The sequence below is a fragment of the Caballeronia sp. PC1 genome, assembly GCF_021353155.1.
Taxonomy (GTDB): domain Bacteria; phylum Pseudomonadota; class Gammaproteobacteria; order Burkholderiales; family Burkholderiaceae; genus Caballeronia; species Caballeronia cordobensis.
Window position 1 is genome coordinate 237,613 of sequence record NZ_JAJUBH010000002.1, and the last position, 18,917, is coordinate 256,529.

Sequence of the window (18,917 nt, forward strand, 5' to 3'; positions counted from 1 at the left end):
CCGTTCGTCAGGCGAGCGCGACGCGGCGGCGCTGCGCCACGAAGCCGGACTTGCGGCACACGACTTCGAGCATGGCGCCCGCCACCGGGCGCGGCAGTTTAAGCGTGCCGTCCGCGATGGCGCGCGCCGCTTCGGCGGGCCTGCCGTCCACATAGAGTTCGAGCTCGTCGAGACCGGCCGTCGTGATCGTCACGTCGGACTTGCCGAGCGTCACGCGCAGGCTCGAATACGGCGCGCCGGAGAGCAACTGCGCGCACCAGTCGATGAGATCGGCATTGCCGTCGAGCACGTCGCGCCGGGTCATCGCATACGGAATGCCGCCGATGCCCAGGTCTTCGATCGGCACGCCGGCCGCGCCGCCGGAGCGCACCGCGCGGCGAAACGCCATGGTGAAGCTCACGCCGTCGGGCAGGCGCGGCAGCGCGAAGTCGGTGCCGTCGAGCGCATCGGTCAGATCGTGGCTCGTCCACACGTTCGCGCCGCCCGCGCCGGTCGCCTGGCCCACGCACACGAGCGCGCCGATTTCGTTGTCGACGAAGCCCGCGCAAAAGAGATCGCCCGACGAATACGTGTTGGCGTCGGCGACGCACACGACCGGACCGCCGTAGCGCTGGCCGATATCGTCGCACCACGACGGATCGGTGATCGGCAGCGCCTGCGAATACGCCTCGCCGGTCGAGATCGCGGATTCGAGCGACGCGATCCACGGCTCCAGTTCCATGCGGTTGAACGCGCTCTTCGCCATGGCGCGCGTGAGCGGCGTCGCGACGAGACTGAAGCGCGTCGGCGTGACCTTGTTCGGCGTGAAGACCTGCAAGAGGCGCTCCGCCGCCCAGATGAGGCCGCCGGGATTGCCGCGCACATCGACGATGAGACCCCGGTCCGGCAAGCGTTCCACGAGGCGCACGACTTCATCGACGAAGGCTTCGTGATCGCCGACATCGAAGGTCCAGATGCGCACGTAGCCGACCTCGCCGAGCGTTTTGGTCGCATACGTTCTCGCGGAAAGCGCATCGGGAAAGCGCGTCTTGATCCAGCCCGCGTCGCGCGCCATTTCCGCGCGCAGGTTTTCGGCGTGCCATTCCTTGCCGGAGAACATCAGCTTCTTGGCGCGCCGGACCTGTTCCGCGGCCGGACTCATCGCGACGCGCAGCGCGGCGTGCGCGCCGGGCCGCACGCCGGTCGCGGGCCGGCCCGGCCACACGATGCGCCACGGGATGCGCACTTCGCGCCGCGCCTTGCCCGGACCGTCGCGAAAGCCGATGTCGACCCACAGTTCATCGGGCGGCGGGCCGTATTGCAGCGAGCGGAACGTCAGCGATTCGAGCGCGCGGGCAAGGCGCGCGTCGGGACGTCCGCCGGTTTCGCGGTCGGCATGAAGGGCCACCGCGCGCTCGAACGGCATGCCGTTCCAGGTATCGAGCAGCACGCCGGGCCTGAACGCGGCGTCTTTGATGAGCTTGCCGTGGGCCACTTTCGTGACGAGAAACGAGGGCGTGTCCGTCGAACCGTATTGCTCGACGAGAAACGGAAGCTGCGCCACCGCGCCCGCGAGCGACGCTGGTCCGGCATAGAGCGTGTGCGCATCGCGCAGATCGACGACGATGCCCGTCACGATCATATGGAACTCGGCTTCGCTCATGTCGGCGGCGTGGGTGCGCAGCAGTTCGAGCGCCTGCACGGGATCGTTCGCGTAGCCCGCGCGCTTCTGATGCAGATGACAGTACGCCCCGCCGATGGCGGTCAGCAGCGCATCGACGACGACTTCGCGCTCGGCCGCGTCGAGCTGATCGCGGGCGGCGGCGGGCAGTCTGGTGTGTGGCGCCTTCAGCAGGCCGGCGCGTTCGGCGAGCAGCACGCCCGTTTGCGACTGAAGTAAGGAAGGTGTCCTGGTGGCCATGATCCGCTCGCGAAATCACGCGTAGAACCTGGCGAGCCCGTCGAGCAGGCCGCCATGAAAACCTCGCCCGGCGACGGACGCGAAGAACGCCGCATCGTGGCTAAGCGGCTGGATCGGCGGCACCACGATCTGGCCGAGATTCTTCGGCAGCCCGCCGATCGGCACCTTGCCGAGCGGCATGTCGAGCGCGAGCCGCAAGCGGGGCGCGGCGCCCGTCATGCGCGCTTCGGCGGAAGCATTCGCGGCGTCGTCGAGCGCCTTTTTCGGATCGTCGCGCACCGCTTTCAGACGCGCGAGAACCTGCGCGAAGCTCCACGGCGCGGATGCGTCGTCGAGTTGCGTCATCGACAGGACGCGCCGCGTGCCCGCGACCGTCAGAGGTGAAGGAAACGCCGCCTTCGCGGCTTTCATCGGCGCCGCGTCGCCATAGCGCGCCTGTCCGCCGATGACCACGAGCCGCACGTCGCGCTCGGTCGCGGCGAGCACGGCCGCGAACGGATCGGCGGCGGCGCGCGCCGAGAGGATCACGACATCGCCGAGCGCATCGGGCTGAAGGCGTCCGGCCTGCACGTTCCACGGTCCGGCGAGCGCGTCGCCGGGATGGCAGGTGATCATGCGCACGAGATCGAAGGGCGTGAGCTTCCAGCCGCGGCTTTTGCTCACGAGCGCGGCGACCTTGATTTCGCCGAGCACGTTGCGCGTGCCCGACGGCCCCCAGTCGGACCCGACGCACACGCGGATGTGTCGCGCGAGCGCGGCGGGCACGTCGGTCGTGCCGCCATAGAGCCATAGATTCGAGAACGGCGACCAGACGATGGTGCCCGGATCGGTCCACGCGGCGTAATCGCCGGGATCGAGCGCGTTGGTGTGAATCGCGACGAAGTCCTTTTGCAGGCAGCCGCATTTGCGCGCGCTCTGATATTCCCCCGCGACGATGGTGTTCGGCTGCCCTTCGGCGCAGTGATAGATGAAGCTCGCGCCCGCCTTCATTTGCGATGCGCGCGTCGCGAGCACGTCGGGCTTGAGCGTGAGGGTCGAGGCCAGCACGCGTGTCGATGCAATAGTGCCGCCGAACGTTTCGTCTTCGACGTTGCGCACCATCCAGCCGTCCAGCGGACGGTTCTTCGGCGGCGAGCCCTGAATGCTCGTCGTGCCGCCGACGAGCGCGCGCACTTCGGCATAGGCGAGCAGCGCCTCGGGCGCGGCTTCGATGAAGGCGTAGGCGGGCCAGGTGATGTCGGCGGCATAGGTGCTCGCGGACGGCCACGAATCGTGATGCAGGAACGGCTTCGTGCGGCCCGGCTCGGTCCAGAGCGGCAGCGTGGCATAGGCGAGATGACTATGCAGGTCGATGAAGCCGGGCAGCACGAGGTTGTGCCCCGCATCGACCTTCGCGGCCTTGTCGAAGCCGCTTCGCGGACCGGCCGCGTTGCCGCGCGTGACGCGCTCGATGCGCCCGTCGTCGCCGATCCATACCTTGCCCTGGAACGTGCTCTTCTCAGCGTTCCGCGCAAGCGGCACGATGCGGCCGGAGATCACGAGACTCACGCTGCCTCCCTGATGAACGATTCGATCATAGTGAGACTTTGCGCATTTCCCAAGGACGACCGGCAGGCGCGCGCGATATCCCGCCCGCAAAACAAAGCCGTGTATATTCGAAATTCCGCGCATCCCGCGAAGACCCGCGCATCGCGGCCGCGCTACGCTCTCGTCTTTTCCCCCGAGGTGAACGCGATGCCCTCGCCGATAAAAGCCACGAAGCTCGTCATCGTCACCGTGCTCGTCGGGCTCGGCGCGGGTCTGGGCGGCATGTCGCTCGCGCTCCTGCTGCACGCGATCCAGCACGTCGCGTTCGGTTACAGCCTCGATGCGCTGCCCGGCAGCGAGAGCTTTCTCGAAGGCATCAGCGGCGCGCCGCCGCTGCGCCGCTTCATCGTGCTGACGCTGTGCGGCGTGTTCGCGGGCGTCGGCTGGTGGTGCATCTATCGTTTCGGCAAGCCGCTCGTGAGCATCGCGAAGGCGCTCAAGTCGGACGATCCGCGCATGCCCGTCTTGACGACGCTCGCGCATACGGTCCTGCAGATCGTCACCGTCGCAATGGGCTCGCCGCTCGGCCGCGAAGTCGCGCCGCGCGAGATCGGTGCGCTGTGGGCGGGCTGGCTCTCGCACTATGCGGATCTGACGCCGGCGCAGGCGCGCGTCATGGTCGCGTGCGGCGCAGGCGCGGGGCTCGCCGCCGTCTACAACGTGCCGCTCGGCGGCGCGGTCTTCGTGCTCGAAGTGCTGCTCGGCACCTTCGAATGGCCGATCGTCACGGCGGCGCTGGCGACTTCGGCAATCGGCGCGGTCGTCGCGTGGATCGGCCTCGGCGACGAGCTGACGTATCGTCTGCCGGTGTATTCGCTCGATGCGCAACTCATCGCCTGGGCGGTGGTCACGAGCCCGCTGTTCGGCGCGGCGGCGCGGCTTTTCGTCGTGCTGACGAAGGCGGCGCGCGACAAAGCGGCGCGCGGCAATGCGCTGCCGTTCTTGTTGGTGCTCAACTTCGCGGTGATCGGCGTGCTCGTGATGTGGTATCCGCAGCTGGCCGGCAACGGCAAGAGCGCCGCCGGCCTGTCCTTCGACGATCGTCTGGGCTTCGCGCTCGCGGGCGTGCTGCTCGTGCTGAAGGTGGCCATCGAAGTGAGTTCGCTGCGCGCGGGCGCGCAGGGCGGGCTGCTCACGCCGAGCCTCACGAACGGCGCGCTGCTCGGCGTGGTGCTCGGCAGCGCATTCAACGTGTTCTGGCCGGGCACGCCGCTCGGCGCATTCGCGGTGATCGGCGCGGCCGCCTTCCTCGCCTCGGCGATGCAGATGCCGCTGACGGCGCTCGTGCTCACGCTCGAATTCACGCGCGTCGAGCAGGCGTTCCTGATCCCGCTGGGCCTTGCGATCGCCGGCGCGATGGTCACGTATCGCGCGCTCGCGCAGGCGCGGGTGGCGACGGCCGCGCCCGCAGCGCCGCCATCGGTTGCGCATGAGAAGACGCTGGGCGGGCTGTCGGATTGACCGCGCGCCGTATCGCCGCTACGCCGCGTGCTCCACCTGAAACACCGCGACCGCCTGCCGCAGCGCGTCGGCCTGCTCGGCCAGCGATTGCGCCGCGGCCGACGCCTCTTCGACGAGCGCCGCGTTCTGCTGCGTGACTTCGTCCATCTGCGCGACGGCGACATTCACCTGATCGATGCCCATGCGCTGCTCGCCCGACGCCGCGGCCACTTCGCTCATGATGGCCGTCACGCGCGTCACGGACGCCACCAGCCCGTCGATCGTGCCGCCCGCGTGCTCGACGAGCGCCGAGCCGTTCGACACGCGCGCGGTCGAATCGTCGATGAGCGTCTTGATCTCCTTCGCGGCCACGGCGCTGCGCTGCGCGAGCGCGCGCACTTCGCCCGCGACGACCGCGAAGCCGCGTCCCTGATCGCCCGCGCGCGCGGCTTCCACGGCCGCGTTGAGCGCGAGAATGTTGGTCTGAAACGCGATGCCTTCGATCACGCCGATGATGTCCGCCATCTGCGACGAAGCCTGCGTGATGCCGCGCATGGTCGCCACGACATCGGTGACGGTCTCGCCGCCGCGGGTTGCGTCGCCGCACGCGCGGGTCGCGGCATGCGTGCCTTCGGCCGCGTTGTCGGCGTTCTTCGCGACGGTGCTCGCGAGCTCTTCCATGCTCGCCGCCGTTTCTTCGAGCGAGGCCGCCTGCGATTCGGTGCGCTTCGACAGATCGACCGTGCCCTGCGCGATCTCGCCGGCCGCTTCCGCGATCGCCACGCTCGACGACTGAATGCCGAGCACGATGGTGTTGAGGCGCGCGCGCATCGTTTCGAGCGAAACCATGAGACTGCCGGGATCGCGTCCGTCGATGCCGACCGGCTCGCGCAGATTGCCTTCCGCGATGCGCGCGGCGAGCGCCTTCGCTTCGTCCGGCTCGCCGCCGAGCGCGCGCGTGAGACCGCGCGTGATGACGAGCGCCGCCGCGATGCCGCAGAGCACGGCCGCCGCGCCGAGCGCGAGCATGATCGCCTTCGCGCGCGCATAGGCGGCGTCGGCGTCGCGGTTCGCGATGTCGTTCTGTTCGTCCTGCAGCGCGACCAGTTCGTGCGTGGCGTTCATCCAGTCGCGCTGCACGGGCCGCAATTCGCCGGTCAGCACGCGCACCGCCGCCTGCTGCTCGCGCGCCTCGGCAAGCGCGATCGCCTTTTCGATGATCGGCGCGGCGGCGGCGTCGCTCGCGCGCAGCTTGTCGAGGACCGCACGTTCGTTCGCCGACGTATCGGGGTTCTCCCTGAAGCGCGCGGCGAGCGCGTCGTAAGCCTGCGTGTAGCCGCGCGCCTGCTCGCGCACGCGCGCCTTTTCCGCCTCGACCGCCGCCGTGTCCGTCAGGAGCGCGATATTGCGCAGCGCGATCATGCGGTCGCTCACCGACAGGCTCAGTGTGTGCGCGAGCTTCGCTTCGGCATTGTTGACCTCGACGACCTCGTCGAAACGCGCCTGGATCTGCGCCATGCTGACGAGTCCGAAGACGAGCACCGCGAACAACATCGACAGCACGATGCCGAAGCCCAGGCTCAGTTTGGTGACGACCTTCATGGTTGGAATTCTCCGTGGACAGGATGAGGCAGGGTTTCCGCCAATGGGAAACCCAATGCTTTCATGCTGTTTACGGACGGCCTTCGCCTTACTTTATGGTGCTTTCATCGCCTTTTGACAGCGTCGCGCCGGACGCGACGGGCGAGCCCATCGCCTGGAACAGCGCGGCGGTGTCGCTCATGCGCGCGCTGCTCGCGCGAATCGTCGATAGCCGCGCGTTGAGGTATTGCTGCTCGCTGCCGCGCGCGGCGCGCGGGGCGATCGCGCCGAGGCGCACGCGCGCCGCCGCATCCGCCGAGGCGTCGCGCGCGGCCTGGCTGGCGGTGTCGGCGAAAGCGAGCGCTTCGCTGTCGTTTTCGAGCGCGGCCAGCGTGTTCCCGACGTTCTGGAAGGCCGCGAGCACGGTCTGCTTGTATTGCTCGACGGCGGCGTCGTAAGTGGCGATGGCCGCGCGCCGTTGCGCGAGCAGCGCGCCGCCGTGAAAGATCGGCTGCGACAGCGACGCGCCGATGCTCCACAGCGCGCCCGCGCCCGACAGCGCCGTCGGCCAGTCGAAGCCGCCTTTGCCCATCGACGCCGAGAGCGACAGGCTCGGAAACAACTGCGCGGTCGCCACGCCGACCTGCGCGGCGGCTCCTTTCAGCGCGGCGTCGGCGGCCTGGATGTCGGGGCGCGTCTGCAATAGCTCCGATGGCAGCACGACCGGCACGTCGGACGGCACGGCGAGGCTCGCGAGATCGAGATCGTCGGGTGCGCGATCGGGCGTGCGTCCGAGCAGGACAGCCAGCGCATGACGTGTCGAGAGCCATTGCGCGCGCAAGCCCGGCAATTGCGAGGCGAGCGACGCCGCGTTCTGCTGCGCGTTCAGCATCTCGGTGCGCGAAGCCGAGCCGAGTGCGTAACGGCGTTCGGCATCGTGCGCGTCGTCTTGCGCCAGTGCGACGAGACGCGCCGTCACGTCGATCTGCGCATGCAGCGCCGCCGCGCCGATCGCGCCGGTCACGATGTTCGCGGCGAGCGCGCGGCGCGCGGCATCGAGCTGAAAGGCCTGGCTATCGACCTGCGCGGCAAGCGACGCATTCGCATAGCGCGCGGCGCCGAAAAGATCGAACGTGTATTGCGCCTGAATCTGCCCGACGAAGAGGTTATAGAGCACCGTTGGCGGCCCGCCCTGCGGAATGCCGAGGCCGCGTTGCCGTGTGGCTTGACCGCCCGCATCGATGGTCGGCAGCAGCGACGAGCCGACCTGCGCGCGCAATTGCTCGCGCGCGGCGACGAGGCTCTTGTCCGCGGCGGCGAGATTAGGGCTTGCGCGCAAGCCTTCGTCGACGAGCGCGTTCAGCGCATCCGAGCGGTACAGCTTCCACCATTCGGGCACGGGCTTCGCGCCGACGTCGAAATGCTGCGACGCGCCTTCGGCCGTCACGCTCGATTCCGCTTGCGGTTGCGCGCCGTAATGCGCGGGCTGCGGCATCGCGGGCGGCTTGCCGTCGGGGCCGAATGCGCAGGCGTTGAGCGCGAGGCACGCCAAAGTCATCGATAGCCGGCGATTCATGACGGTGCTCCTTCGCGTTCGTCGAGCTTCACGCGGAACCACGCGGCGTAGAGCGCGGGCAGATAGAAGAGGGTGAGCACGGTCGCGCTCGTGATGCCGCCCATCAGCGCGGTCGCCATCGGGCCGAAGAAGTTGCTGCGCAGAAGCGGAATCAGCGCGAGCACGGCGGCGGCGGCCGTCAGTGTGATCGGCCGGAAGCGCCGCACCGTCGCGCCGATGATCGCATCGAAACGCTTGTGGCCCGAGGCAATGTCTTGCTCGATCTGATCGACGAGAATCACCGAGTTGCGCATGATGATGCCGAACATCGCGATCACGCCGAGCATCGCGACGAAGCCGAACGGCTTGCCGAACGCGAGCAATGTCACCACGACGCCGATCAACCCGAGCGGCGCGGTGAGCACGACCATCATCACGCGCGAGAAGCTTTGCAACTGAATCATCAAGAGCGTGAGCACGACGATCACCATCACCGGAATCTGCGCGTTGATCGACGCCTGTCCCTTGCCGCTTTCCTCGACCGGGCCGCCCACTTCGATGCGATAACCCACCGGCAGCGCGCGGCGAATCTCGTCGAGCTTCTTGTCGATGGCGTGCGTCACGTCGATGCCTTGCGCGTCGCCCTTCACATCCGATTGCACGGTGATGGTCGGCTGACGGTCGCGTTCCCAGATCACGCCGTATTCGAGCGTATCGACGACGCGCCCGAGCGCGCTCAACGGCACGGGGCCATGCGGCGTCGGCATCGCGAGCGTGGCCAGGCGCGCGGGATCGACGCGTTCGGCGCGGGGCGCGCGCAGATCGACGCTGATGAGCTTGTCGCGCTCGCGATACTGCGTGACCGTGGTGCCGGAGAGCGTCATCGCGAGAAAGCTCGATACGTCCTGCGACGTGACGCCCGCATCGCGCGCCTTCTGCTGGTCGATCTCGAAGCGCACCGAACGCTCCGAAGGCTCGTCCCAGTCGAACTGCACGTTGGTCGTGCGCGAATCGGCGCGCATGTCGGCGGCCACTTGCTCGGCGATGTGACGCACCGTGCCGATCTCGTCGCCGCTCACGCGGAACTGCACCGGATAGCCGACCGGCGGCCCGTTTTCCAGCCGCGACAGCCGCGTGCGCACGGCGGGGAAGCGCTCGCGCAGCATCGGTTCGAGCCAGCGCGCAAGCGCCTCGCGCGCTTCGACCGACTTGGCCGTGACGACGAACTGCGCGAAGTTCGGCGTCGGCAATTGCTGATCGAGCGGCAGATAAAAGCGCGGCGCGCCCGTGCCGACGAAGCTCACCACATGATCGATTTCATCGCGGCCCTTGAGCGCTTCTTCGAGGCGCTTCGCTTCGCGCAAGCTCGCATCGAACGACGCGCCTTCCTGCAGGCGCACGTCGATGAGCAATTCGGGCCGGTCCGAGCTCGGAAAGAACTGCTGCGGCACGAGCGAGAAACCGGCCATCGCGACGACGAACAGCACGACCGTGATCGCGAGCACGACGAAGCGCCGCTCCACGCACCAGCCGACCCAGCGGCGCAAACGGCCGTAGAACTTCGTGTCGTAGATATCGTGTTCGTGATCGTCGGGCAGATGCGCTTCCTTCTTGCGCTCGGGCAGCAGCTTGTAGCCGAGCAGCGGAATCAGCACGACGGCGGCGAGCCACGACGCGATCAGCGCAATGGCCGACACTTCGAAGATCGAACGCGTGTATTCGCCGGTGCTCGATTTCGCAAGCGCGATCGGCAGAAAGCCCGCAACCGTGACGAGCGTGCCGGTCAGCATCGGGAACGCGGTGCTCGTGTAGGCGAACGCGGCGGCGCGCGCGCGGCTCCAGCCTTGCTCCAGTTTCACGGCCATCATTTCGACGGCGATGATCGCGTCGTCGACGAGCAGGCCCAACGCGAGAATCAGCGTGCCGAGCGATACCTTGTGCAAGCCGATATCGAACAGATACATGAAGAGCGCGGTGACGGCGAGCACGATCGGAATCGAGATCACGACGACCATGCCCGTGCGCACGCCGAGCGACACGAGGCTCACGATCAGCACGATGATGACCGCTTCGGCGACCGCTTCGAGGAAGTCGTCGACGGAATGCGAGACCGCGCGCGGCATGCTCGACACTTCGGTCAGCTTGAGGCCCGCCGGGAGTTGCGCGCGCAGCGTGGTCATTTGCGCGTCGAGCGATTTGCCGAGGCGCACGACGTCTTCGCCCGGCTGCATCGTGACGCCGATGCCGAGCACGGGCGTGCCCGCCGAGCGCATCTGCGTGACGGTCGGATCGATGTAGCCGCGCTTGATCGTCGCGATGTCGCCGAGACGGAACGAGCGGCCGTTCACGTTGATAAGCGTATCGGCGAGCGCGTCCACGCTTTTGAACTGGCCGCTCGGGCGCACGAACACGCGGTCGTTGGGCGTGGTCAGCACGCCAGCGGGCGAGACGGCGTTCTGTCCGTCGATAGCCTGCGCGATCTGCTGCGGCGAGATGTTCAGGCGCGTGAGCGTGGTATTGGCAATCTCCACGTAGATGCGCTCTTCCTGATCGCCGAAGTAATCCACCTTGCCGACACCCGGCACGCGCAAGAGCACGGTGCGCAGGGCATCGGCGTAATCGTGCAACTGCGCGGGCGAGAAGCCGTCGCCTTCGAGCGCGTAGATGTTGGTGTAGACATCGCCGAACTCGTCGTTGAAGAACGGGCCTTGCACGCCGGGCGGCAAGGTCGCCGCGATATCGCCCACCTTCTTGCGGATCTGATACCACTCTTCGGGCACGTCCTTCGCGGGCGCGGAGTCCTTCATCTGAAAGAACAAGAGCGACTCGCCGGGGCGCGAATAGCTGCGCATGAAGTCTGTGTACGGCGTTTCCTGCAATTTGCGCGCGATGCGGTCGGTCACTTCCTCCTGCACCTGACGCGCGGTCGCGCCCGGCCAGAAGGTGCGAATGACCATCACGCGGAACGTGAAGGGCGGATCTTCCGATTGCGCGAGCCGCGTGTAGGCGAGGATGCCGAAGAGCGTCGACATCGCGATGAGAAACACGACGAGCGCGCGATGCCGCAGCGCCCACGCCGAGAGATTGAAGCGGCCTTCTTCGTGGCGATGCGCGTTGTTGTCGTCTTCGGGTGCGTCGCGGGTTTCGCGGGTGTCGCTCATGAGGCGAAGTCCTCGGGATGCAAGGGCGCGACGACGCGCACCTTTTCGCCCGCGCTCACCGTATGCACGCCCTGCCACACGATGCGATCGCCCGCCGCGACGCCGCTTGCGATCGTCACGGTGCGCTCGCCATAGCGCGCGACTTCGACGCGCCGCAGTTCGAGCGCATCGCCGGGTTGCTTCACGATCCACACGGCGGGGTGGCCGTTGTCGTGGAAAAGCGCCGTCGATGGCACCGTGAACGCGCCTTTATCCGCATCCGACGAGGCGAACGCGATATCCGCCGTCATGCCGAGGCGGACGTCGGGCGCGGGCGTTTCGAGCGTGAGCTTGGCGCGCCAGGTGCGGCTTTGCGAGTCGGCGGCGGGCGAAAGCTCGCGCACGCGCGCCTTGAAGGTCTTGCCCGGCAGACCGGCGAGTTTCACGATCGCCTCCTTGCCGACGGCGAACGCGGGCAGGGCGGTTTCGGGCACGTCGCAGATCACGTCGATATCGCCGCTCCAGGCGAGCGTGTATACGGCCTGGCCTGCGGTGACGTTCTGGCCCGTGTCGGCCTGCTCCGCCGTGATCACGCCCGCGTGATCGGCCAAAAGCGTGGCGTAGCGCAGTTGATCCGACGACAGTCCCGCCTGCTGCCGCGCCTGATTGCGCTGCGCGAGCGCGGACGCGTAAGCGTTCTGCGTCTGTTCGAGCTGCGCGGGCGCGATGAGGTTTTCGGCGGCCTGCGCGCGATCGCGGTCGAGCTGCTGCTTCGCATAGATGAGCTGATGCTCGGCGGCATCGAGCTGCGCGCGGGCGCTGGCGTTGTTCTTTTCGACATCGGCGGGATCGAGACGCGCGACGATCTGCCCGGCCTTCACGTTGTCGCCGAGCCGCACGCGCCGCTCGAGAATCTTGCCGTTGATGCGAAACGAAAGGGGCGTCGAATAACGCGACTGAATCTGACCGGGCAGGCTCGACGAGCTCGCGTGGCCATCGGCCTGCGCCGCCACGGCGACGACCGGACGCGGCGCGGGCGCGGGCGTCTCGTGCCGCTTGCAGGCGACAAGCGCTGCGCAGACGATCGAAAGAAGTGCCGCGCGCGCCACGACAGGCGCGGGTGAGGGGAAGAGCTTCACAGGAACCTCGGCGCCCGCAAGGGCATGGTGCGGCACGCCTTCGAAGCGAGGCGCGCCGTTCATGGGCGAAGCAAGGGAAACGGTGGTCCGGCAGGCAAATTCGAGAAACGAGCCTGCGCGGCATAGGTCGTCGAACAGACCTGGAAGCCGCGTCCGGCAAGGGTTTCGACGACCCGGACGTCAGTACGAAGTGAATTCTAATACACAGTTGTATCTGAATGCAAAGCCGGATTCGTAAGCTGCGCGGTGCTACACTTTGGAGATGAAACCAGTACGTCTTACCCGCGAGCAGAGCCGTGACCAGACGCGCCAGCGTCTGCTCGACGCTGCCCAGGCGGTTTTCACCACGAAGGGATTCGGCGCGTCGAGCGTCGAGGATGTCGCCGCCGACGCGGGTTATACGCGCGGCGCGTTCTATTCGAATTTTTCGAGCAAGGCCGAGCTTCTGCTCGAAGTGCTCAAGCGCGATCACGACACGATCATGCAGCGGCTTTCCACCCTTTTCGAGGATGGCGAAGCCTCGCGCGCCGACATGGAAGCGCGCGTCCTGCAGTATTACAGCGAGTGTTATCAGAACAACGCGTGCTTTTTGCTGTGGGTCGAAGCGAAGCTGCACGCGAGCCGCGACGCGAGCTTTCGCGCGAGCTTCAATGCGCTCATGCGCGAGCTGCGGCAGACCACGACCGATTACATCCGCGCCTTCTCCGAGCGCGTGGGCACGCCGCTCACCATGCCCGCCGAGCAGATGGCGCTCGGCCTGATCGCGCTGTGCGACGGCGTGCAGTTCTTCTATTCGTCCGACCCGCAATCCGTGCCCGCGCAGTTCGCCGAAGACGTGCTCGGGCAGTTCTTCCGGCGTGTGGTGCTGAGCGGCGGCGCGCAGTGATGCGCGTTCGTCGGCTCGCAAGCCGGCGGACAGCGCAAGGGATGACACGCCTGAATTCGATGCGCTAATCTTTGCGCGAGAGCCAAAGCAGCCGCATGCAGCCTCTCGAAGTCGTTCGCGATCTCGCGAAACGGGAATGATTCCCTGGAGGTCTCTCCATGAGCGCATTCACGCGGCGCATCGAAGTCGGGCATGTCCTTGCTTACACTCGCGCGTGGATGATCGCGCTCGGCGTCTTCATCGGATTCGGATGCGCGCAGGCCGCGCCTCTGCCCGCGTCGATGCAGGGCATCATCTCGAACTGGGCAGCCTCGTCGCCGCAGGCCGCGTCCGCGCCGACGCCCGCGAGCCAGGCCGAAATGGTGCGCGCGCTGAACACGCTCATCGGCACGCTCGACAACGATGCGCAACGCAGCGCGTTCGTCGCGCAACTGAAGATGCTGCGCGACGCGACGCAGAAAACCGCGCCGCCCGCTCCCGCACCCGTTGGCGGCGATCTGCTCGGCGCGATCGCATCGGGCATTGCATCGGTCGAAACGAATCTCAGCGCAGGCATTACGCCGTTGCGTTTCTGGAGCGCGCGGTCGAGCGCCGCGGCGAACGAGTTGCGCGCGATCGGCGCCGATGCCAATGGCGAATCGATCGGCGAAATCGTTGCGCGGATGAGCGCGACGCTCGCGGTCTGGGGCCTGTGCGCGTTCGTGCTGATCCGCCTTCAGCGGCGCTTCTTCATGCGCGATGGCGGCAAGGGCGCACTCTCGCCGAATCCGACATCGATCGAATTGCTGACCTTCGCCTTGCGGCAGACCGGGCCGTGGGTCGTCGCGTTCTTCGCGGTGCTGCTCCTCGCGCGCAGCATGCCGGAGGCGCTCGGGCGCACGCTCGGGCTCGTCATCGCTTATGCGATCGTCGCGGGTTCGATCTTTTCCGCGATCTGCATGATCGTGTTCTCGATCTTCAGCACCGCGCATCGCCGCGTCGCCGTGCAGCAACTGCTCGCGCGCACGTTCTGGCCGCTCTTCGCGATCGGCGCATGCGGCGCGCTCGGCGATGCGACCGCCAACGCCGATGTCACGCGTCAGCTCGGCCCGAATCTCGCGGGCGTCGTATCGACCTTCGCGACGCTGGCTGCGGCGCTCTTGAGCGGTTATTTCGCGCTCGCTTACCGGCGGCCCGTCACGCATCTGATCCGCAACCGGCCGTATGCGCGCCGGCGCGATCATCAGTTCGCGACCGAAGCGCTCGATATTCTCGCTTCGCTGTGGCATATCCCGATGCTGCTGATCGCGGCGGCCTCGGTGGTGGCGATCATCGACGGGCGCGGCGCGGAAGGCGACGTGCTGCGGCCTTCGCTGTTGAGCGCGGTGCTGCTGGTGCTGACGCTGTTCGTCTCGGCGCTGCTGCTGCATCTGACGCGCCGGCGCGACACGCGTGCGCAGCGGCGCGCGCCGCACCTCACGCGGCTTCTGCGCTTTGGCTGTACGCTCGTCGTGCTGATGATCTGGCTCGCGTATCTGCGCTTCGAACTGGAGCTATGGAGCGGGCCGATCGCGCGGCTCATCAAGCACAGCGCGATGACGCCCGGCTTCCGGCACGCACTCATCGCCGTGGTCGCGACGGTGTTTGGCGCGTGGTTCATCTGGATTCTGATCGACAGCATCATTCTCGAAGCGCTCGGGCCGAACAGTTCGCGCAACAAGGCGCTGAGCCCCGGCGTGCGCGCCCGCACGATGCTGCCGCTCGTACGCAACGCCATCTTCGTGACGGTGGCGACGCTGGCGGCCATCGTCGCCTGCGCGACGCTCGGCATCAATCTCACGCCGCTGCTCGCGGGCGCCGGCGTGATCGGTCTCGCGGTCGGCTTCGGCGCGAAGTCGCTCGTCACCGATCTCATCACGGGACTGTTCATCATCGTCGAGGAGACGATCTCGGTCGGCGACTGGATCGATATCGACGGCGGTCATGCCGGCACCGTGATGGACCTCACGATCCGCACGGTCCGCCTGCGCGACGGTCAGGGCGCGGTGCATACGATTCCGTTTTCGCAGATCAAGATCGTGAAGAATCTCTCGCGCGATTTCGCGAATGCGGTCTTCGAAATCAGGGTGCCGTTCTCCGCGAAGATGGACGACATCAACCGGATGATCGTGGAAGTGGGCGCGGAGCTGATGCAAGACTATCGCTTTCGCCAGGACATTCTCGGTCCCGTCGAAATCTTCGGGCTGGATCGTTTCGAGGCGAATTGCATCGTCGTGAAAGGGCAGATCAAGACGCGGCCGTTGCAGCAATGGAGCGTGGCGCGCGCGTTCAACGCGAGACTCAAGCTCAAGATGGACGACGCGGGCCTGGAGATGCTGTTGCCGCAAATGCAGATTCACGCCGCGCCGGGCGAGCGCGGCCCGGCGGAGAGCCGTCATGCCGCGGAGACTCCGGCGCAGCCGGAACTCCGCGTGCTGAAAGAATCGCCCTGAATCAGAACGGCCAGACCCATTCGGCGATTTCCGGCTTGTCGGTGCCGTGCGTGTGCGCGTAATCCAGATGGCGGATGATCGCGTTTCGCATGTCTTCCCGCAGATGCGTGGCCCGGCTTTGCAGGCGCGGCACGCGATCGAGCACGTCGATCACGAGATTGAAACGATCCGCCTGATTGAGTATCGCCAGTTCAAGCGGCGTGTTGATGTTGCCTTTCTCCTTATAGCCGCGCACGTGCAGATTTTCATGGTTATGGAAGCGATACGCGAGCTTGTGAATCAGCCACGGATAGCCGTGAAAATTGAAGATCACGGGCTTGTCGAGCGTGAAGAGGCTGTCAAACTCGCGCGCGCTCGATCCATGCGGATGCTCGGTATCGGGCTGCATGCGGAAGAGATCGACCACGTTCACGAAGCGCAGCTTCAACTCGGGCAGCCGTTCGCGCAGAATCGCGGCGGCGGCGAGCGCTTCCTGCGTCGCGACATCGCCGCATGAGGCCAGCACGACATCGGGCTCTTCGCCTTCGTCGGTGCTGGCGCGCCGCCATACGCCGATGCCTTTCGCGCAATGCACGACCGCTTCGTCGATGGTCGCGAACTGCAGATGCTTCTGCTTGTCCGCGACGATGATGTTGATGCAATCGGTCGAGCGCATGCACTGATCGGCCACGACGAGCAGCGTGTTGGCATCCGGCGGAAGATAGACGCGCGTGACGGACGGGCTCTTGTTCGTGACCAGATCGATGAAGCCGGGGTCCTGATGCGAGAAGCCGTTATGATCCTGCCGCCACACGGTGGACGAAAGCAGAATGGTCTGCGACGACACCGACGCGCGCCACGGCACATGGTTCTTGCAGATATCGAGCCATTTCGCATGCTGGTTGAACATGGAGTCGATCACATGCGCGAAGGCCTCGTACGTGTGGAAAAAGCCGTGCCGCCCCGTGAGCAGATAGCCTTCCAGCCAGCCGAGCAAGGTGTGCTCGGAGAGCATTTCCATGACGCGGCCATCGCGCGCGAGTTCGCCGCCGTCCTCGTCTTCGGGTAGAAAATCCGCCATCCAGACTTTCTTGCTGACTTCATAGATGGCCTGAAGCCGGTTCGACGCGGTTTCGTCGGGGCCGAACACGCGGAACGATTGCATGTTGCAACGCATGATGTCGCGCAAAAACGCGCCGAGCGGGCGCGTGTTCTCGTGCAGGATCTTGCCCGCCTGACCGACATCGACGGCATAGTCGCGGAAGTCGGGCATCTTCAGTTCCTTGCGCAGCATGCCGCCGTTCGCGTGAGGATTCGCACTCATGCGCCGCGTGCCCGCGGGCGCCGTCGCCCTGATTTCCGCGCGCAGGCGGCCGCTTTCGTCGAATAGCTCCTCGGGCTTGTAGCTTTGCATCCAGCGTTCGAGCACGGCGAGATTGGCGGGATTGTTATGCACGTCCGAGAACGGCACCTGATGCGCGCGCCACGAGCCTTCCACTTTATGGCCGTTGATTTCCTTCGGGCCGGTCCATCCCTTCGGCGTGCGCAATACGATCATCGGCCAGCGCGGCCTTTCCGTGGCCTTGCCGCTGCGGGCCTTCTCCCAGATCGCGTGGATATCGGCGACGGCGGCATCGAGCGTTTCCGCCATCTTTTCGTGCATCTGCGCATGATCCGAGCCTTCGACGAAATACGGCCGGTAGCCATAACCGACGAAGAGCGCTTCGAGTTCCTGATGGCTGATGCGCGCGAGAATCGTCGGATTGGCGATCTTGTAGCCGTTCAGGTTCAGGATCGGCAGCACCGCACCGTCGCGCGCGGGATTGATGAACTTGTTGGAATGCCATGCCGTCGCGAGCGGGCCGGTCTCCGCTTCGCCGTCGCCGACGACGCACGCGACTATGAGGTCCGGGTTATCCAGCGCGGCGCCATATGCGTGCGAAAGGCTATAGCCGAGCTCGCCGCCTTCGTGAATGGACCCCGGCGTTTCAGGCGTCACGTGCGAGCCGATATGACCGGGAAAGGAGAACTGCTTGAAGAACTTCTGCATGCCTTCGGCATCTTCGCTCTTGTCCGGATAGACCTCGGAATAGGTGCCTTCGAGATACGCCGGGCCGAGCACGCCGGGCGCGCCGTGACCGGGGCCGGCCATGAAGATCACGTCGAGATCCTCACGCCTGATCACGCGATTCAGATGCGCCCACACGAAAGACAGCGCCGGACTCGCGCCCCAGTGCCCGAGCAGACGCCGCTTCACGTGATCCGCTTTCAGCGGCTCGCGCAGGAGCGGATTGTCGGCGAGAAAGATCATGCCCGCCGAGAGATAGTTGCACGCGCGCCACCAGGCATCGACGAGTCGAAGTTCATCGCCTGCGAGCGCGGAAGAATGCGATGCACCATTTCTGGAATGCTTGCTCATCGAAACATCTCCTTGTGGCGAAAGTGCGACGGAAAGGGGAGACATGAACAAACGAAACGCAGTGCGCCGATGCACGGGAGGGCGGCGTGCCCATGCTGCTGCGAAGGGCGCTCTTCAAGATAGGTGTTGCGCACGCACTTGTGAAAGCCTTATAGCGGTGCGCACGATCATTTCGATTTCCTGCACGATGAATGGCGTCGTTGCCAGGAAAACCTTCGTCGAATGAATTAAAATGCTTTAATGACGCCTGATATATTTCGATAGCAGGCCTTTTGGGCATTCGATGACACGCCATATCCGAAGATACTGGTTTGCCGGCATCGTGGCTTTATTCGTCGGCATCACTGCATCAGCCAATGAGCAAACTCGCGTGATTCCCGTTGCGCGAGTCGCGGCGAATGTGCTGTTTTTCCCTTATCCCGCCATCGTCTCGACCGCTTCCGCGCATTCGGTCAAGCCGCAGCGCCTGCGATATCTTTTCAAAGGCATGAGCGTGCTGGACGCCGTCACGCTATCCAAATACGACAACAGCATTCATCCCGATCTGGGCCAGGTCGCGCGGCTTTATCCGCAATCGCCGTCGACGACTTCCGTGCCCGGGCCGGTCAAGCCGCGAGACGGCGTCGCGAGTGACGAAGACGAATGGCACTTCTCGGCGAATCCGCAGCTCGGCGTGAATCACGAGCATGAGAAAGGCATGACTTTCTCCGTGCGCCGCGACTTCTGAGCGTTCATATTTTCCGGTTGCCGTTTGCCGATGCGGTCGCATAATGTGGATGAAACGCGCTGCGTCCCGTGGTGACATCGATGGAGCCCAGGC

General features: G+C 66.1%; 11 protein-coding genes. 4 read left to right on the forward strand and 7 right to left on the reverse strand.

The window, feature by feature from the left end; translation table 11 throughout:
- Positions 1–7 precede the first annotated feature (7 nt).
- Positions 8–1,900, reverse strand: a complete 1,893-nt coding sequence (locus LY284_RS16870) for a S41 family peptidase (protein ID WP_233387364.1) — start codon at positions 1,898–1,900, stop codon at positions 8–10.
- A gap of 15 nt (positions 1,901–1,915) precedes the next feature.
- Positions 1,916–3,448: an amidohydrolase family protein gene (locus LY284_RS16875; RefSeq protein ID WP_233387365.1), complete on the reverse strand. Its 1,533-nt coding sequence runs from the start codon at positions 3,446–3,448 to the stop codon at positions 1,916–1,918.
- A 186-nt stretch (positions 3,449–3,634) separates the two neighbouring features.
- On the opposite strand from LY284_RS16875, the gene LY284_RS16880 reads away from it, so the two are divergent.
- A complete protein-coding gene (locus LY284_RS16880; RefSeq protein WP_233387366.1) occupies positions 3,635–4,948 on the forward strand; it encodes a chloride channel protein in 1,314 nt (437 codons plus the stop codon).
- 18 nt (positions 4,949–4,966) lie between these two features.
- On the opposite strand, the gene LY284_RS16885 is transcribed toward LY284_RS16880, so the two are convergent.
- From LY284_RS16885 to LY284_RS16900, 4 genes are all read right to left on the reverse strand, one after another.
- The gene (locus tag LY284_RS16885; RefSeq protein ID WP_233387367.1) at positions 4,967–6,529 is read right to left on the reverse strand and encodes a methyl-accepting chemotaxis protein; all 1,563 of its coding nucleotides are present in this window, start codon (positions 6,527–6,529) and stop codon (positions 4,967–4,969) included.
- Positions 6,530–6,617: 88 nt separating this feature from the next.
- Positions 6,618–8,084 carry an efflux transporter outer membrane subunit gene (locus LY284_RS16890; protein WP_233387368.1) on the reverse strand — a complete coding sequence of 489 codons (1,467 nt, stop codon included), beginning with the start codon at positions 8,082–8,084 and terminating at the stop codon, positions 6,618–6,620.
- Positions 8,081–11,224: an efflux RND transporter permease subunit gene (locus LY284_RS16895; protein ID WP_233387369.1), complete on the reverse strand. Its 3,144-nt coding sequence runs from the start codon at positions 11,222–11,224 to the stop codon at positions 8,081–8,083. The genes LY284_RS16890 and LY284_RS16895 overlap by 4 nt, the downstream gene beginning before the upstream one ends.
- Positions 11,221–12,342 (reverse strand): efflux RND transporter periplasmic adaptor subunit, encoded by a 1,122-nt coding sequence (locus LY284_RS16900; protein ID WP_233388344.1) that lies wholly within the window; start codon positions 12,340–12,342, stop codon positions 11,221–11,223. The genes LY284_RS16895 and LY284_RS16900 overlap by 4 nt, the downstream gene beginning before the upstream one ends.
- 262 nt (positions 12,343–12,604) lie before the next feature.
- Here LY284_RS16900 and LY284_RS16905 point away from each other — a divergent pair, with 262 nt between their 5' ends.
- Positions 12,605–13,228 carry a TetR/AcrR family transcriptional regulator gene (locus tag LY284_RS16905; RefSeq protein WP_014250480.1) on the forward strand — a complete coding sequence of 208 codons (624 nt, stop codon included), beginning with the start codon at positions 12,605–12,607 and terminating at the stop codon, positions 13,226–13,228.
- 158 nt (positions 13,229–13,386) lie between these two features.
- Complete coding sequence (locus LY284_RS16910; protein WP_233387370.1) at positions 13,387–15,699, forward strand: mechanosensitive ion channel family protein; 2,313 nt, start codon at positions 13,387–13,389, stop codon at positions 15,697–15,699.
- Between the two features lies 1 nt (position 15,700).
- Here the strand turns inward: LY284_RS16910 and LY284_RS16915 are convergent, their stop codons facing one another.
- On the reverse strand, positions 15,701–18,097 hold the full coding sequence (locus tag LY284_RS16915) for a phosphoketolase (RefSeq protein ID WP_233387371.1): 2,397 nt from the start codon (positions 18,095–18,097) through the stop codon (positions 15,701–15,703).
- A gap of 370 nt (positions 18,098–18,467) precedes the next feature.
- On the opposite strand from LY284_RS16915, the gene LY284_RS16920 reads away from it, so the two are divergent.
- Entirely contained in the window at positions 18,468–18,824 is a 357-nt protein-coding gene (locus LY284_RS16920; protein ID WP_233387372.1) for a hypothetical protein, read from the forward strand.
- Positions 18,825–18,917: the final 93 nt, after the last annotated feature.

Excerpts from the sequence above, each read along its gene's own strand:
- LY284_RS16870 (WP_233387364.1), bottom strand. The coding sequence starts at position 1,900 with ATGGCCACCAGGACACCTTCCTTACTTCAGTCGCAAACGGGCGTGCTG.
- LY284_RS16880 (WP_233387366.1), top strand. The coding sequence starts at position 3,635 with ATGCCCTCGCCGATAAAAGCCACGAAGCTCGTCATCGTCACCGTGCTC.
- LY284_RS16885 (WP_233387367.1), bottom strand. The coding sequence starts at position 6,529 with ATGAAGGTCGTCACCAAACTGAGCCTGGGCTTCGGCATCGTGCTGTCG.
- LY284_RS16890 (WP_233387368.1), bottom strand. The coding sequence starts at position 8,084 with ATGAATCGCCGGCTATCGATGACTTTGGCGTGCCTCGCGCTCAACGCC.
- LY284_RS16895 (WP_233387369.1), bottom strand. The coding sequence starts at position 11,224 with ATGAGCGACACCCGCGAAACCCGCGACGCACCCGAAGACGACAACAAC.
- LY284_RS16905 (WP_014250480.1), top strand. The coding sequence starts at position 12,605 with ATGAAACCAGTACGTCTTACCCGCGAGCAGAGCCGTGACCAGACGCGC.
- LY284_RS16910 (WP_233387370.1), top strand. The coding sequence starts at position 13,387 with ATGAGCGCATTCACGCGGCGCATCGAAGTCGGGCATGTCCTTGCTTAC.
- LY284_RS16915 (WP_233387371.1), bottom strand. The coding sequence starts at position 18,097 with ATGAGCAAGCATTCCAGAAATGGTGCATCGCATTCTTCCGCGCTCGCA.